Source organism: Streptomyces sp. WG5 (assembly GCF_049974565.1).
Lineage (GTDB): Bacteria > Actinomycetota > Actinomycetes > Streptomycetales > Streptomycetaceae > Streptomyces.
This window is the reverse complement of record NZ_JBNGGC010000065.1, coordinates 1-14715: the sequence shown is the minus strand read 5'-3', so window position 1 is coordinate 14715 and position 14715 is coordinate 1. Positions and strand designations below refer to the sequence as shown.

At 67.3% G+C, this 14715-nt stretch carries 14 protein-coding genes and 3 pseudogenes; 8 read left to right on the top strand and 9 right to left on the bottom strand.

Annotation, left to right across the window (positions count from 1 at the left end; translation table 11 throughout):
* Positions 1–74 precede the first annotated feature (74 nt).
* From ACP4IX_RS35505 to ACP4IX_RS35495, 3 genes are all read right to left on the bottom strand, one after another.
* Positions 75–554, bottom strand: coding sequence for a hypothetical protein (locus ACP4IX_RS35505; protein WP_426558698.1), 480 nt, complete (start codon positions 552–554; stop codon positions 75–77).
* Positions 555–1520: 966 nt separating this feature from the next.
* Positions 1521–1919, bottom strand: a complete 399-nt coding sequence (locus ACP4IX_RS35500) for a hypothetical protein (protein ID WP_426558696.1) — start codon at positions 1917–1919, stop codon at positions 1521–1523.
* Positions 1920–2075: 156 nt separating this feature from the next.
* Positions 2076–2495 (bottom strand): DUF5959 family protein, encoded by a 420-nt coding sequence (locus tag ACP4IX_RS35495; RefSeq protein ID WP_426558694.1) that lies wholly within the window; start codon positions 2493–2495, stop codon positions 2076–2078.
* A gap of 258 nt (positions 2496–2753) precedes the next feature.
* Here ACP4IX_RS35495 and ACP4IX_RS35490 point away from each other — a divergent pair, with 258 nt between their 5' ends.
* On the top strand, positions 2754–3338 hold the full coding sequence (locus ACP4IX_RS35490; RefSeq protein WP_426558692.1) for a GNAT family N-acetyltransferase: 585 nt from the start codon (positions 2754–2756) through the stop codon (positions 3336–3338).
* A gap of 13 nt (positions 3339–3351) precedes the next feature.
* On the opposite strand, the gene ACP4IX_RS35485 is transcribed toward ACP4IX_RS35490, so the two are convergent.
* The gene (locus tag ACP4IX_RS35485; RefSeq protein ID WP_426558703.1) at positions 3352–3720 is read right to left on the bottom strand and encodes a transposase; all 369 of its coding nucleotides are present in this window, start codon (positions 3718–3720) and stop codon (positions 3352–3354) included.
* Between the two features lie 1059 nt (positions 3721–4779).
* On the bottom strand, positions 4780–5415 hold the full coding sequence (locus ACP4IX_RS35480) for a TetR/AcrR family transcriptional regulator (RefSeq protein ID WP_120682634.1): 636 nt from the start codon (positions 5413–5415) through the stop codon (positions 4780–4782).
* Positions 5416–5562: 147 nt separating this feature from the next.
* Here ACP4IX_RS35480 and ACP4IX_RS35475 point away from each other — a divergent pair, with 147 nt between their 5' ends.
* Complete coding sequence (locus tag ACP4IX_RS35475; protein WP_382087354.1) at positions 5563–6321, top strand: SDR family NAD(P)-dependent oxidoreductase; 759 nt, start codon at positions 5563–5565, stop codon at positions 6319–6321.
* Positions 6322–6368: 47 nt separating this feature from the next.
* Here the strand turns inward: ACP4IX_RS35475 and ACP4IX_RS35470 are convergent.
* From ACP4IX_RS35470 to ACP4IX_RS35460, 3 genes and pseudogenes are all read right to left on the bottom strand, one after another.
* A pseudogene (locus ACP4IX_RS35470) lies at positions 6369–7253 on the bottom strand (Tn3 family transposase); the annotation flags it as partial.
* 11 nt (positions 7254–7264) lie between these two features.
* Positions 7265–8077: an IS5 family transposase gene (locus tag ACP4IX_RS35465; RefSeq protein WP_426558702.1), complete on the bottom strand. Its 813-nt coding sequence runs from the start codon at positions 8075–8077 to the stop codon at positions 7265–7267.
* A 64-nt stretch (positions 8078–8141) separates the two neighbouring features.
* Positions 8142–9816: pseudogene (locus ACP4IX_RS35460) on the bottom strand (Tn3 family transposase); the annotation flags it as partial.
* Positions 9817–9845: 29 nt separating this feature from the next.
* Between ACP4IX_RS35460 and ACP4IX_RS35455 the strand changes: the two are divergent.
* The 4 genes and pseudogenes from ACP4IX_RS35455 (at position 9846) to ACP4IX_RS35440 (ending at position 11718) form a co-directional block, all read left to right on the top strand.
* Positions 9846–10484: a hypothetical protein gene (locus tag ACP4IX_RS35455; RefSeq protein ID WP_426558689.1), complete on the top strand. Its 639-nt coding sequence runs from the start codon at positions 9846–9848 to the stop codon at positions 10482–10484.
* A gap of 99 nt (positions 10485–10583) precedes the next feature.
* A pseudogene (locus ACP4IX_RS35450) lies at positions 10584–10874 on the top strand (tyrosine-type recombinase/integrase); the annotation flags it as partial.
* The gene (locus tag ACP4IX_RS35445) at positions 10871–11206 is read left to right on the top strand and encodes a helix-turn-helix domain-containing protein (RefSeq protein WP_426558687.1); all 336 of its coding nucleotides are present in this window, start codon (positions 10871–10873) and stop codon (positions 11204–11206) included. The pseudogene ACP4IX_RS35450 and the gene ACP4IX_RS35445, both read left to right, overlap by 4 nt.
* The gene (locus ACP4IX_RS35440; protein WP_426558685.1) at positions 11203–11718 is read left to right on the top strand and encodes a hypothetical protein; all 516 of its coding nucleotides are present in this window, start codon (positions 11203–11205) and stop codon (positions 11716–11718) included. Before ACP4IX_RS35445 ends, ACP4IX_RS35440 begins: the two co-directional genes overlap by 4 nt.
* 181 nt (positions 11719–11899) lie before the next feature.
* On the opposite strand, the gene ACP4IX_RS35435 is transcribed toward ACP4IX_RS35440, so the two are convergent.
* Positions 11900–13123, bottom strand: a complete 1224-nt coding sequence (locus ACP4IX_RS35435; RefSeq protein ID WP_426558684.1) for an IS701 family transposase — start codon at positions 13121–13123, stop codon at positions 11900–11902.
* 225 nt (positions 13124–13348) lie between these two features.
* On the opposite strand from ACP4IX_RS35435, the gene ACP4IX_RS35430 reads away from it, so the two are divergent.
* Positions 13349–14178 (top strand): IS5 family transposase gene (locus tag ACP4IX_RS35430; RefSeq protein WP_426558700.1). Its coding sequence is split into 2 segments (ribosomal slippage): positions 13349–13670 and positions 13670–14178, totalling 831 coding nucleotides; the frame shifts between segments, so codons are not numbered across the junction.
* A 70-nt stretch (positions 14179–14248) separates the two neighbouring features.
* Positions 14249–14632: a ribosomal protein L7/L12 gene (locus ACP4IX_RS35425; protein ID WP_426558682.1), complete on the top strand. Its 384-nt coding sequence runs from the start codon at positions 14249–14251 to the stop codon at positions 14630–14632.
* Positions 14633–14715: the final 83 nt, after the last annotated feature.

Genomic DNA, 14715 nt, shown 5'->3' with positions numbered 1-14715 from the left:
CGACCTCTCTCAACGAAGCCACAACACACCAGGACAGCAAGCCCGCGATACACCAACAAGCCCCCCTCCGAGCGTTACAGTCCCGCCTGCAGTCCGATGAGCTTGCGGGCCAGCGGCATGCCCAGGAACAACACGGCAAAGCGGCGCTGCTGCGCGTCCAGACCGGGGCGAGGCCTCAGCGGAATGGCCATGTGAGTCGCCGCCGCGGGGAGGTCCTGGGGGGTCAGTTCCGCAACGACGAACCCGCCAGGATCCGTTGGGTGTTGGACGGAACGCACCAAGAGGTCACCGGGGGCCAGCAGATGCGACTCGGGAACATGCCCCCACAGTGTCTCCTCCGTGGTGGGTGCAATCGTCCCGTCACGTCCGACATCGCGCCCTCCCAACAGCCGTACCGCACCGGGGTCTTCTGCCGAGCAGGTCCAGTTCTTCGCGTCGGCAAGATGGAGCGTCGGCAGCTGGTGATAGAGGTCGCCGAGCAAGCTCACGCCACCAAATCCGGCAAGGTCAGAGCGGCGGTCTTCGATGTCCGGGTCGTGAAGATCGAACGCCAATGATGCTGCGGGATCGGGGCGCCTACGGGCCACCTAGCCATGGCGCGCTCGGCCCCCGCCCCGGGAGAGCAGCCCCTGGAAGTCCTTCTCTACGGCGCCTTCGTCGTCCCGCGCAGAGAATCGGAAGATCTTCAACAGCTGCTGGTCAGCTGTGCGGGCGCGCAAGAAGACCGCTGCCGTTTCAAGGCCAGCATGGAAGCCCTCCATGGCGCCGTGACCGTACACCACGAGCAGTGTGTCCCAGTGCTCAGCGACGGCTTCTCTCAGGTCCACGGCCCACGGAGCCTCAGACACGCACATCTGCGAGGGCACAAGAACCCCGAGCACGCTGTCGGAAGAGGCTGGTCGGCATGACCGCAGGACAGCATCTTCCCAATGCGAGGACGTCTTGCCTGCCGAGCGTTTCGCCGATGAGGTCCGCCCCCAGGGCGGCATCAATAGGACGGATCCAGCAGCCAGCAGTTCAGTCGCACGTGCCGACAAGGTCTCCCACGTCGGCTCATGCTCAGCCGGCCACTGCGCAGGAGCTTCGAGGAGAGGTCTCCCCTCAGGGCGACAGATGGTCAACACAGTGGGCGCCGAAGTGCCCAGAGACCTGAACGCCTGCATCAGCAGCCGCTCGAACAGCGGTGTCAGGACTGCAACACGCCGCTCCGCGTGCTCCTCGGCCAACGCTCCCCCTCTGCCTCCCGATGCGCAACCACGGCGAACCCTACGTGATCGGAATCGCTCCACGCGCGCCCTCCAGGAACGAGCCTGACCTGCACCGGAGCCACTCATCCCGATAAGGGTTCTCAACGACGTCAGGGAATCTCAGATGAATCGAGGTCCCGCAGCTCAAACCCATCAACACTTCAGGCCACAGATGCACGCACCGTCAAACCTGCTGGTAATCAACTCGCAAACGAAGTCAAGATCAATCTCATACACGGGCAGGTACTCAGGTCGACGGAGCGGCGGACAATCTCAGGCACCTGAGACGAGGTGAGAACCCACACCGCTCCAGTTCACTCGCGCGCACGCACCGTCCTGGCGCGCGAGACGGTCGATATCCGACCGGACTTCAGAGGGCGCCCTGGCGATCAGGTCGATACCCCGCAGCTTTACCTGCGGCCCGCCCATCACATCGACCTTGACTGCCACGAGCTGAGACTGCTCCCCGTACGCCGCGGTCACACCCCAGTCCGTGTACTGCGCCGAGCCCACTCCGGTGCCCGCGTCATGGGTGACGGAGGGGCTGTCCTCGCCCAGAGCCGCCGTCACCTCGTCGGGTCTCATCCCGAACCGCAACGGCCCCAGTCCCACCAACGGCTCCAGCGTCCACTGCTCCCGCGCATCCCACGGCCTCGTGTCCCACCACGCCATCCCCGGTCCCTCCCTCGTACCCCCGGCACAGCTGCCGATGATCTCGGCGAAGCCTAGGCACCCCCACTGACAGCGCAGTCACAGGGCCGGTTATGCAGAACACCGAACAGCAGGCAGCCGGCTGACGAACACGCCGAGCAGCACCACACAGGACGGTCAGCCGGAGAACAACCGCCGCACCTCTTCGAGACGCGCACGCTGATCATCGATCCAGCCAGTCGCCGGAAAGAGACGCACGCTGACTGTCACCTGTGAGGACGGACCGTCATGGACTGACACCGCGATCACACCAGGACTCACCGGCTTGATCTTGAACTGCACCGTCCGTCCCGAGTTCAGCCACGACACGAACCGATTCCCCGCAAGCGCCCCCAGAGCCTCTTCCCAGTCATCGAGGTCATCGGACGTCACATAGACGGGGAAGCTGCCCTTGACTGTCTCGGTCTCCACAACGAACTCACAGTCCAAGACATCCCCGCCTGGGGCCGGCCGCGCCAGCACGCGCAGCGAGACAACGTGACCGCTCGTCCCCGGCGGATCGGCCAGATAGATCAGCTCGCCCAGATCGTCTTCCACCACAGCCCCTCCCACCGGCCTCGAACGGAAGCATCATTCCTGAGCCCGCTGACACACACGGCACCGAGGTGGCTGTTACTGATTCTCACCAACATTCCGCAGCCAATTGATCACCTTCTACTGCCAAAACTCCACGACAAACGTTCTCCGTTGCCGGGCTCTGGTCCACTTTGTGTGGGCGTGGCCACTGTGGGTGACGGCGGAAATATGATCTCCATCTCGGCCGTGAGGCAGCGGGCCCGAAGCTACGGTGCAGTGGTGAGCAATGATTCCCTCCTCGGCCGCGTGGTTCGTCTCGTCCCGCTGTCCGTCGGCCATGCTGAAGCGCTCTTTCCCTCTGCGTCGGATCCCGAGGTGTGGCAGTGGATGCCCCGACCTCGGCCCGGCTCCCTGGAAGAGATGCAGGCGATGATCAGCCAGATACTGACGGACCGAGCCCGGCGGTGCTTCGCGGTCCAACGTCTGACGGACGAAGCGGTGATCGGTTCAACCAGTTTGTATGAGCTTGACCTGGCTGACTGCCGCACGGAGATCGGTGCGACCTGGTTCGATCGTTCTTGCTGGGGCGGCCCCTATAACGCCGAGTCGAAGCTGCTGCTTTTCGGGTACGCCTTCAACGATCTGGGCCTTGCCCGCGTCGCCTTGCGCACCGACAACCTCAACGTGCGGCCCCAGCAGGCCCTGACACGGCTTGGTCTCGTCTATGAAGGGACGCTGCGCAGTCACATGACGCGCCAGGACGGCACGCGGCGTGATTCGTTGTACTACAGGGTGCTCGCGGATGAGTGGCCCACTCTGCGCGACAAGCTGCTCACCAGGGTCACGGCCAAAGATACTGTCTGATGGTGCGCTGTCGTCACGGAGCGAGGAGGACCCGTTTCCGCAGGAGAGCGAAGCCAGCACGGCCGAACATCTGACGCTTGAGCATTTTGATCCGGTTGACGTGTCCTTCGACGATGCCGGAGTTCCAGGGCAGTGTGAGGCCCGCGATAACAGCGTCGAGGTCGCGTCCGAGATGCTGGGCGAAGTGCCGGAGGCTGGGCAGGTCGGTAGTGGAGGTGACCGCTTCGATCCAGGCCGGCAACTGGTCGCCCTGGAGGGGGGCGACCATGTGGCCGAAGGAACGCACGTGCTCGGAGAGAGCTGTCATTTCGGGGCAGTTGGCCAGGACGGCTTTGAGCTGGACCTGGTCGCCTTCGGGCAGGACGTCGGGGTGGGTGAGGATCCAGCGTGTGACAGCGCGGGCCGACGGCGGGCGGGGGCCGACCGGTTAGGGTTTGCCGCGAAGATTCCTGCTCACGTAGTCGCGGACACCGGCGTAGCCGCGGGGATAGCCCTGTTCCTTGATCTCCTCCCATAGTTTCCAGGCGTTGGTGCAGCCTTCCTGCCAGCGCTGATCGAGGTAGGGCTTGAAGCCATCGAGCCTGGTCACACGGCTTTGCCACTGGCCGGTGAACATCTCCTCCGGGGTAGTGGCGCGGGAGAAGCGCAGGATCGTGTTGAGCGTCATGCCGAGCTGGCGGGCGACGGACCGTTTGCTGTGACCAGCGTCGAGGAGAGCGTGGATGGTAGCGTGCTTGGCCCGAATGCGTTCGGCGAACCGGTGTCCTATCGGCCAGGGTGACGACGTGACCGGCTCCGGCTCCTCCGAAGGTTCCTCCGGCTGTACCAACTCGTGCGAGATCTGCATGATGGTGTCGCCAGGGAACCGACGTAGCAGCCACCCTGCGATCTGATCGGGAGACCAGCACAGAGCCAGCTTCGCCTCCACCAAGGCGCGCAGAGCCGGTTGTTGGGCCAGCTTGGCCTGCTTGCGACGGCGCCCGCGCTCGTAAGCGGTCCCGGCCTCCGTTGCGGGCGATCTCGCGGGAGACGGTCGAAGGCGATCGGCCCAGCCGCCCGGCCAACTGCCGGCCAGATTCCCCGGCGGCGATGCCACGGGATATCTCTTCGCGCTCGCTGCCGCTCTGATCGCTGCTGCGGGGTGATGCGGACGCCGCCGCTCTGGTGCAGAAACCGACGAGCGCTCTGCATCGGTGCCCCGAGCGCCCGCCCGATCAAGCTGAACGACTGCCCCTCGCGCCAGCGTCTCCAGACTTCATCCTGCTGAGCCGGCGAAAACCCGTAGTCACGCACCTGTGCCTCCACGATTACATGATCATCCGTGGGTGGTGCGTTGATCACTTGAAGGTGCCATCGTTTACCGACAGCGCCGACCCGCACGGTCGCGGCTCCGCGGGCCCCTCCAGCGCTGGGACGGCGGCGTACGAATGCCAGCTTCGGATCAGGCTGGTCGATCGGAGGCATAGCGGGCGAGCGTGGTCTCTACCGCTTGCTCGACGGCGTAGCGGATGTCGGAGGCTGTAGGGTTCCAGTCGGTCAGCAGCATGCGGGGCCACAGGACGTAGTTGGCGATCATCCCGAGGAACTGGTTGGCGGCGCTCTCGGCGTCCGGAACGTCGGCGTTACCGGCCTCGTGCTCCGACTCCAGGTAGCGCTGGACAGAGGTGAAGTAGGGCAGCTTGCCGAGCTGGAACTGCATCCGTCCCAGTTCGGGGAAGCGAGGCAGCTCGGCGATGACGATGCGGAACAGGGCTGTCATGCCGGGCCGGCCGATCAGGTCGGCGTAGCGGTGGCCGATGGAGGTCAGGCCGGAACGCAGATCTCCGGCCTGAGGTCGCGCGACGGCGTCGGTGGCGTCACGCTGCCATGACTCGGTGACGATGGCCTCGAAAAGGGCTGCCTTGGTGGGGAACTGCTTGAACAAGGTGGACTTCGAGACTGCCGCCCCTTCGGCAATGCGCGCGAGGGACGTGCCGTCGTAACCGTGGTTCAGGAAGAGGTCCGTGGCCGCGGAGATGATCGCCTCACGCTTTTGCTGGGCGAGACGGCGGTGGTGTGCGGAGAGCTCTGCTGCCATGCGTGCAGTATGCCCCAGATCCGAGGCGAGTCACTTGACTCGCCTCTTTCGGGCTGCCTACGCTGCAATGGAAAGGCGAGTCAAGTGACTCGCATCTGATGGCGGTGCCCGATGTCTCTCTGGTGCCGTGTGATGAGGGAGTAGCGGATGACAGCCGACAGGATCGCTTTGGTGACCGGTGCGAACCGTGGTCTGGGCCGGAGTACGGCTCTTGCACTGGCGGCGCGCGGGGTGCGGGTGGTGGTCACTCATCGCGGTGATGTGGCCGGGGCCGAGGAGACGGAGCAGCACGTGCACGCTGCGGGTGGGACCGCCGCTGTCGTGCGTCTCGACATCAGCGACGTCTCCTCTTTTGGAGCCTTCACTTCCGAGCTGAGCGGACTGCTTGAGCGCTGGGGGGCTTCGCGGCTCGATATCGTGGTCAACAACGCGGGGGTGGGTGTCTTCGGCCCACTGGAAGCTGTCACGACCGACGACTTCGACACGGTGTTCGGCACGAACGTGCGGGGCACGTTCTTCCTCATCCAGTCGCTTGTGCCACTGCTGGCGAAAGGCGCCCGCGTCGTCAACGTCTCGTCGTCGTTGACTCGCCACACCAGCCCCGCGACCTCGGTCTACTCCGCCTCAAAGGCCGCCGTCGAGGCCCTGAGCCGCACTCTGGCCGCAGAACTCGGCCCCCGAGGTATCCGGGTCAACTCCATTGCCCCGGGGCCGACCGCCACCGACTTCAACGGCGGTGCCATGCGGGATGACGCCGGTATGCGCCAGGGTCTGGCCGGGCAGACCGCGCTTGGCCGCGTCGGCGAACCCGAGGAAATCGGCGACGCCGTCGCCACGCTGGCGTCCGACGGCCTGCGCTGGATGACCGCCCAGCGCATCGAGGTCTCCGGCGGCGCCCTCCTGTGACCGACCGGGCGAGTCTGTTTCGGGTCGCAGGCAACGGCGCGCCGGATTCATTCCGCGCCAGTCTCGTCTTCATCCAGCTCCAACGCGTCCGGGTCGCGCAGCGGGCGCAGGGCGCCGGCGGCCGGGACGCTGGCGGTGAAGCTGTAGCGGCCGAGTAGGTTCAGGTTGCGGTGCTTGAGCGGGGAGAGCCGGGCGATGTCCTCTTCCCGGATCTCGTTTCCCTCGGTGCGGAGCTGGGCGACGGCGGCGTCGATGTACTTCGTGGTCCAGAGCACGATGGCGTTGAGGACCAGGCGGAGCGCGCCGAGCTGGTCCTCCATGCCGTCCCGGCACGCCTGGTAGATGGTGCCGCGCTTGCCGTGGCATACGTCCCGGGTCAGCTTGTGCCGGGACTCCTGGACGGTGAGCTGCCGGTTCATCTGCCGGCGGTAGGTGTCGTCCACCGGGTCGACCACCCGCAGCAGGTGCTCGGTCTTCGCGATCCGGCCATACTCCGCGAACGCCGCCCCGAGCGGGGTCGGGCGGCCGTCGCGGCCGAACATGCGCAGCAGGTCGTAGGCGCGGACCTGTTTGGTGACCAGGGAACCGGCGACCTTCAGCATGTCCGGCCAGTGCGTGATCACCTTGTTCAGGTTCACGCGGTTGCGGGCCAGGTCCTCCACCGCGCCGTAGGTGCCGGTCTCGACGCCGGGCATCGTCGCCCGCCAGAACCGCTGGTCGTCCAGGTCGCGGAACCGGGGGCTGAAGTTGTAACCGAGGATCTTGAACAGCCCGAACACCATGTCGGAGTACGAGGCGTTGTCGGTCGCCACCATCTTCGGCTTCACGCCGCCGTCGAGGTTCAGCAGGGCGTCCAGGATGTGCAGGGAGTCGCGCGGGGTACCGGGGACGACCATCTGCCCGATGCCCGCGACCTGGTCGTTGACGGCGTTAACTGATCATTTCAGAATGAGGTTCGGAGTCGCCGCAAGCAGATGATGCTGCGGGCGAGTTGGAGCAGGCCGAGGTGGAGGTCGGCGCGTATCTCGTAGCGGGTTCGCAGGCGTTTGAACTGGTGGAGCCAGGCGAAGGTGCGCTCGACGACCCGTCTGGTCTTGCCCAGGCCGGATCCGTGGGCGGTGCCCTTGCGGGCGATCTTTGGTGTGATGCCGCGAGCGCGCAGGAGCCGACGGTATTTGTCGTAGTCGTAGCCGCGGTCGGCGAACAGCCGGCGTGGCCGGTGACGAGACCGGCCCACCAGGCCGCGGATGCGGGGTATCGCGTCCAGCAGGGGCATGAGCTGGGTGACGTCGTGACGGTTTCCGCTGGTCAGCGACACCGCAAGGGGCGTTCCGTGCCGGTCGGTGATCAGGTGGTGCTTGCTGCCACGGCGGCCGCGGTCGACCGGTGAAGGTCCGGTGTGAGCCCCCCCTTTCAGGGCTCTGACGTGCGAGCCGTCGACCGCGGCGTCGTCCAGCTCCAGCAGGCCCGTGGTGCGGGGTTCCGTGAGGAGGATCTCGTGCAGGCGGGGCCAGACGCCGGCCTCGGTCCAGTCCCGCAGACGCCGCCAGCACGTCATCCCACTGCAGCCGATCGTCTCGGTTGGCACGTCCGCCCAGGTCACGCCCTTGCGTAGGACGTAGACGATCCCGCGCAGAGCCGCACGGTCATCCGCCGGCAGCCGGCCCGGATACCGCCGACGCCGCGGCGGGCGAGGAGGGAGCAGCGGAGCGACACGTTCCCACAGGCCATCAGGCACAAGATCATCCGACCCCAGAACTCTGCCGCCCACCAGCCCAACTGCCAAGTTCCTGAACCAAACTCATTCTGAAATGATCAGTAAGCCAGGTGATGCCGCGCTTGAATCCGAAGTACTTCGGCGACGGGGCGGCGTTGATGGTGCGCACCGGCACCTGCAAGCGCAGCCCGTCCACGGAGGCGAGCAACCCGTCGCCCCAGTAGCGCACGATCGGGATGTCGGCCTGGGTGGAGATCAGCGCGGCGTTCGCCGCGGCGATGGTGTCGGCGCGCAGGTAGTACTGGTCGACGTGCACGAGCCGGGCCCGGGTCAGCGCCTCATGGGCGGGGTTGGCCACCGGGGCCAGGCCGATGTTGCACGCCTCGGACACCAGCAGCGCGACCACCGAGGTGGGCAGGTCCTTCATCCGGGTGGTGCCGTCGCCGAGGTGGACGAAGGCGTCGAGGAACCCGGTCCAGGCGTTCACCTCGAACAGCAGGTCCGGCAGGTCGATCTTCGGGAGCATCTTCTCGACCCGCTTGCGCAGCCAGGTCAGGGACTTCGGCTCGCCGAGCGCGCCGAGCTTGTCAACGTTCAGCTTCACCCGCCCGTCGTCTGCACCTCGATGGACACCTTCGCCGCCGGCCCCGCCTCCTGAGGGCGTTCGGCGAGCTGCTTCCATCCGGCATCCAGGCCCCGCACCAGCTCCGCCAAGTGCTCCTCCACGGGCATGTCCAGGCTCAGGGCCGCCAGGACATCCTCCTCGACCGCGTCCCAGTCGGGCCCGTCCAGCAGGCGGGCCCGCGGGTTGGACCAGCGGTGCGAGGGCGAGGCGAACACGTCGCGGTTGTTCAGGGCCCGGTGCAGCTGCTCCAGCACGCACACCACGTGCGCGTCCCGGTCGACCGCGCTCTGCGGCAGGTCGGGGTTGGCGTTCACCGCCTTGCGCCACGCGGGCGGCACGAGCTTGTCGTCCACCTCGCGCGGCAGCAGCGGCTTGACCCCCACCTTCCGCCGGGCCAGCGCCGGAAGGCCGCGCACTCCGGCCAGGATCCGCTTGCCCGCGCTCGCCGCGTCCAGCGCCTTCGACTCACCCAGCAGCGACAAAAACGGGCGCACCGTGGCGTACCGGTTCGCGAGCGCGGCCCGCATGGCGACCTCGGCCGAGTTCTCGTCCTCAGACACCAGCGAGACCACCGTGGCCGCCGCGGTCATCACGGCGGCGCGCGGGGCGACCTCCTCCACCGCTGCCCACAGCGCGGCCACGTCCAGGTCCGCCTCCTGCTCCTCGAACAGCTCCAGCTCCTCGAACAGCACCTTCGCCGCCCGCGCGAGCACCCGCGACGCCTTCTCCAGCTGCGGCAGCGTCGACAGCCGCTCCTTCTCCGTCTTGCGCTTCGTCGTGTTCAGCAGCCGGGTGGCCATCAGGACCTGGAACAGGTCCAGGGCCTCATCGATCGCCTTCGCCTCCAAGTGCCGCATCACCGCGGTGAGCATCGCCGTGCGCTTCGGTTCCGCCGCCCGCTCCAGCAGCGGCGCCTTCGACCCCAGCGCGTACCGGGCCAGCGCCGCCATCCGGTTCGGCGGGATCTGGACAGCCTCAGCCGCCCGAGCCGGTACGCGCCGATCTCGTCCACCCGCTCCAGCGCGCGGGCGAACGCCGTACCCGTCGTCCGCGTCGGCGGCCGGCGCAGCCGCTCCAGCTCCGAGAAGCGGGAGCCCTCCGGCGTCTTCAGCGTCGCCGGCGAGGCTGCATCTGGTCGACGGGGTCGCGCTGCTGCGGCCTGAGGAACAAGTCTTCACAGCGATGCTGACCGGCTTCGCCAACCAGCAGCTGGCCCGCAATCTGGCCCGCACGACCGTGGAGGGCCAGGAGAACACGGTGAAGGCGTTCGCCGCCTACGTGAACACCTACCCGTGGCACTGGACGCCGGCGATGGTCGACGAATGGCTCGGTGACCTGCGCTCTTTGCGAGAGTTGAAGCGTTCGACGATCCGCTCGTACTCCGAGGCGGTGCGGGCGTTCTGCCACTTCATCACTGACCCTCTCTACGAGTGGACGGCCACCTGTCAGGAGCGGTTCGGGACCCACTCCGTCCAGGTCGTGCACGAGTGGAACACCGCGGTGCACGACCAGGACAACGAGGCGGACGCGAAGGAGCGCGCGTTCACCAAGGCCGAGCTGCACGGCTTCTTCGCGCACTGCGACGACGAGGTCGCAAGGATCCGGGCCTTCGGCCGCAAAGGCTGGTTGCCAGCGTTCCGCGACGCCACCTTGTTCAAGACCGCGTACGCCTACGGACTGCGGCGCAACGAGACGCGGATGCTCGACGCCACCGACTTCGGCCGCAACCCGCACGGGGACGAGTTCGGCGAGTACGGCCGGTGCCAGGTCCGGTTCGGCAAAGCCAAGAAGGATCTCCGCCCAAGCGCCGCGGGGTGCTGACCGTCTTCGACTGGCCCCCGGACGTGCTGGACGAGTGGTTCACCGAGGTCCGCCCGCTACGGAACCGACAACAACCCGGCGGCCTGGCCCTCCGAACGGGGCCTGCGGATCGGCTGCCAGCGGCTCAACTCCCGCTTCATCGCCTACCGCAAGGCCCTGGGCCTGGACGACGGGCTCGACTTCCACTCCTTCCGAAGGTCCTACGTCACCCACCTGATCGAGGACGGCTGGGACCCTCGCTTCGTCCAGGAACAGGTCGGCCACGAGCACGCCAGCACCACCTCGCTTTACATCTGTGTGTCCTCGGACTTCCGCACCCGCACGCTGCGGCGGCATCTGGACTCCTCCATTGCCGCCGCCCTCCAGACCCAGACCGGGAGGCAAGCATGAAACGCAAGGTTGGCTACACGTGGCGGCTGCGCGAGGTCATGGCCCAGTACCAGATCTTCACGGCGACCGAAGTGGTGCCGCTGCTGCGCGAACGCGGCATCGACCTGTCCGCCTCCCAGGTCCACCGACTGGTCTCCGGCACTCCCGAACGCCTGTCGTTGCAGGTCATGGCCGCGCTCTGCGACATCCTTTCCTGCACCCCGGCAGACCTGGTGGCCACCACCGCCGAAAACGCCGGCTTCCGCAAGACCGCCACCGGTGACCTGCCCGCCCCGCCCGCGAACGTCGCGAAGCTGCGGCCCCGCGCCGCCCGCATCCTGCCCGACGCATGAGCCGCACTTACGCGACCGACGAGCAGTACGAACGCTGGTTCATGGCCGAGTGCTGCCGCTGCGGCCGCCGCAAGCACAAGGCCGGCCACTGGCCCGATGGATACGTCTGCCGGAACTGCTCGGACCGCGCGGTCCGCACACGCGGCACCTGCCCAGGATGCGGCCAAGACCGTGCCCTTCCCGGACTCCGCCCCGGCGACGGCGCCGCGATCTGCACGACCTGCGCCGGCTTCTCCCAGTCCTTCGGCTGCTCCCGGTACGGCTTCGAGGGCAAGCTCCTGGGTGGACGGCTCTGCGAACGCTGCACGCTCACCGACCGGCTCACCGCCCTCCTCGACAACGGCACCGGTCGGGTTCGCCCCGAGCTGGTCCCGCTGTTCGACCTGCTGGTGGCGATGGACAAGCCCAGCAGCGGGCTGGCCTGGCTGGCCCTGCGCCGCGACCAGCCGGGAAACGCCTCGCAGAGACTGCGGCAGCTGGGCCTAGTACTCCAGCAGGACTTTGCTGTCTGACCTGCGGGTTTCGCTGGGCGGCTGGAGTGTAGCGGGACTTCGGTCGTGCGGGGGCTGTCTCACGGAGACCGCCCTTCGATCGTGCGACAACGCCGCAGGTAGTGACAGCGGCGGGCGACTGCCTGGCGTCGGCGTCGCCAGTTCGACCAGCTCAGCGCGTGGTGCAGTCCTCGGTGTCCACTCAGGTGCGGGGGCCGGGCACGACAAGCTGCCAGGAGTCGCCGAACCTCCGCCACTGTGAGCTCGATGGCCCCGGCTGTCCCACCTGTTCCGCCCTTTTTTCCCAGGACTGGTGTGCCGTGGCGGCCAGGAAGGCGTGCGCGAGCATGACCAAAGTGATGTGCCGATACCAGCCCACGTAACGGCGGACTTCGTACTGGTCCAGGCCACACTCGTTCTTCGCGGCCTGGAAGCACTCCTCGATCGCCCAGCGTGCCCCGGCGACCCGCACCAACTCCTGGACGGTGACCTGAAGGGGCGTGTAGGCGAGGTAGTAGGCGATCTCGTCGGGCCTGCTGATGCTGCGCCGGGCCAGTGCCCACCGCATCCGGTGGGGGACCTCGCCCTGATAGTCGAACTCGGCGACGGCCGGCAGCCGCACCGCTGCCCAGTGGTAGACGCGGGGCCCCTTCGCGCCGTCGCCGCAGGAGATCTTCTCCCATGCTTCGTTGGGGGCCTGCGCGAACAGAACCTCGATCCGCGAACAGCCCACGCTGAACTGGGACTTGGGTACGGCCAGCACGTAGCCGACACCCGACTGTTCCAGCAGCCGGCGGAATCGGTTGTCCTGGCCGTAGGCGGAATCCGCGGTGACCCAGGCGATGGGCAGCGGCGAGGCGAGGGCCCGCAGCACCATGTGCCGGGCCAGTTCGCCCTTGGTGGCGAACTCCCTCTCGTCGGGGACCCTTGCGGTGCGGCAGCGTTCCCGGTCCTCGGTCCACGACTTCGGGAGGTAGAGCTCGCGGTCGACCAGGGCCCGGCCACGGGCGGAGGCATAGGCGGCGAAAACGCCGATCTGGCAGTTCTCGGTCCGGCCGGCGGTACCGGAGTACTGGCGCTGGACCCCGGCCGAGGTGGTGCCCTTCTTGATGAACCCGGTGTCGTCGATGATCAGCATGCCGTCGGCCTCGCCGAGCTTGTCGGCGACGTATTCCTGCAGGTCGTCGCGGATGTCATCGGGCTCCCACTTCGCTCCGGCAAGGAAGTGCTGCAGGCCGTTGGGTGTGGGGTGGCCGGCCTGTTCGGCCAGCTGCCAGCTGTTCTTGCGGGCCACCGGGGCGAGCAGCCCGCGTACGTAGTCACGCATGCGGCGGCGGAGCTCGACTCGGCCGAAGCGGTGCCCGACGTTCAGGAAGAGATCGTCCAGTTCAAGGTCCCATTGCGCGGCGGCATACTCGGTGATCACCCCCGGAGGCTGCCCCGCCGCTGTCACTACCTGCGGCGTTGTCGCACGATCGAAGGGCGGTCTCCGTGAGACAGCCCCCGCACGACCGAAGTCCCGCTACACTCCAGCCGCCCAGCGAAACCCGCAGGTCAGACAGCAAAGTCCTGCTGGAGTATTAGAGCGTGTCTCTTTGACTCGGTAGTCAGTTGATCGGATGTGTCTGTCCGCTTAGTGATCACTGACGCGATGTGGGACCGGATCGAGCCGCTGATGCCGGCCGATCCGGTCCGCGGCCGGCGATGGGCCGACCACCGCCGCACCCTTGAGGCCATCGCGTGGAAGTACCGCACCTGCTCGCCCTGGCGGGACCTGCCGGACGAGCTGGGACCGTTTCAGACCGCCCACAAGCGACTGATCAGGTGGGCCGTCGACGGCACCTGGGAACGGATCCTGGCCGCGCTGCTGGCAGCGGCCGACGACGCTGACGACATCGGCTGGACCGTATCGGTGGACTCCACCGTCTGCCGTGCCCACCAGCACGCCGCTGGTGCCAGGAAAAGGGGGCGCCGAGCCGGGCCGAACCTGCCGACCATGCGCTCGGACGGTCCCGCGGCGGCCTGAGCACGAAGGTCCACCTCGCCAGTGACAGCAGTGCACGGCCTCTGGCTCTCCGCGTCACCGGAGGCCAGGCGGGTGATGCCCCGGCTTTCGAGACCGTCATGGCGGGTATCCGCGTTCCGCGCACCGGTCCCGGGAGACCGAGGACTCGGCCGGAGGCCGTGCTAGCTGACCGCGCGTACTCATCCCGCGCGATCCGAAAGCACCTCCGCCGCCGCGGGATCCGGGCTGTCATTCCTCAGCCATCCGACCAGGTCGGCCACCGTCTGAGGCAAGGCCGCACCGGCGGGCGCCCGCCCGCCTTCGATGCCGAGGCATACAAGCAACGCAACGCGGTCGAGCGATGCATCAACCGGTTCAAGCAATGGCGCGGCCTGGCCATGCGAACGGACAAGCTCGCCATCGCCTACCAGGCCGCACTCCACCTCGCCGCCATCCTTGTCTGGGCCCGGCGATAGCCCGTCCCCATGGCATTCAGCTGCGGGGATGCTTCACTTTCTGGACAACTGAGACTGTCGGGGAGGGTGTGTGGAAGAGCCAGGATTCCGAGTGCTGCTAACGGGACCAGGAGACAGGAAGACGGAGGCGCTCCGTGCGATCCGAACGATCACCGGCCTCAGCCTCTGGGACAGCAAGCTCCTGCTGGACAGTGCGCCCGTAGCGATCACAGAACCCGACTGGCTCGAAGCCGCCCAGAACGCGGCCGGTGTCCTTGAGGCCGCAGGTGCCCACGCAACAGTGCTCTGCGACTGGTGCGACCGCACCATCACGCGAGTGGCCAGCCCGGTTGACCCGGCCCCGTGTAGTGGGCCGTGGCCTCCCGAGACCTGTCGGGCGAGTTGCCCACCGGCAACGGACTGGGTGCGGCCACTGCTGACGGACTCAGAGCCAGATCTGAGAGACACGCTCTAGAGGTCCTACTGAGGTTTTCGGGTTGTCGTCGGGTGGTGACGGTTCATGATCCCCGCGGTATGCCGATGAGGTGAGGTATCCAG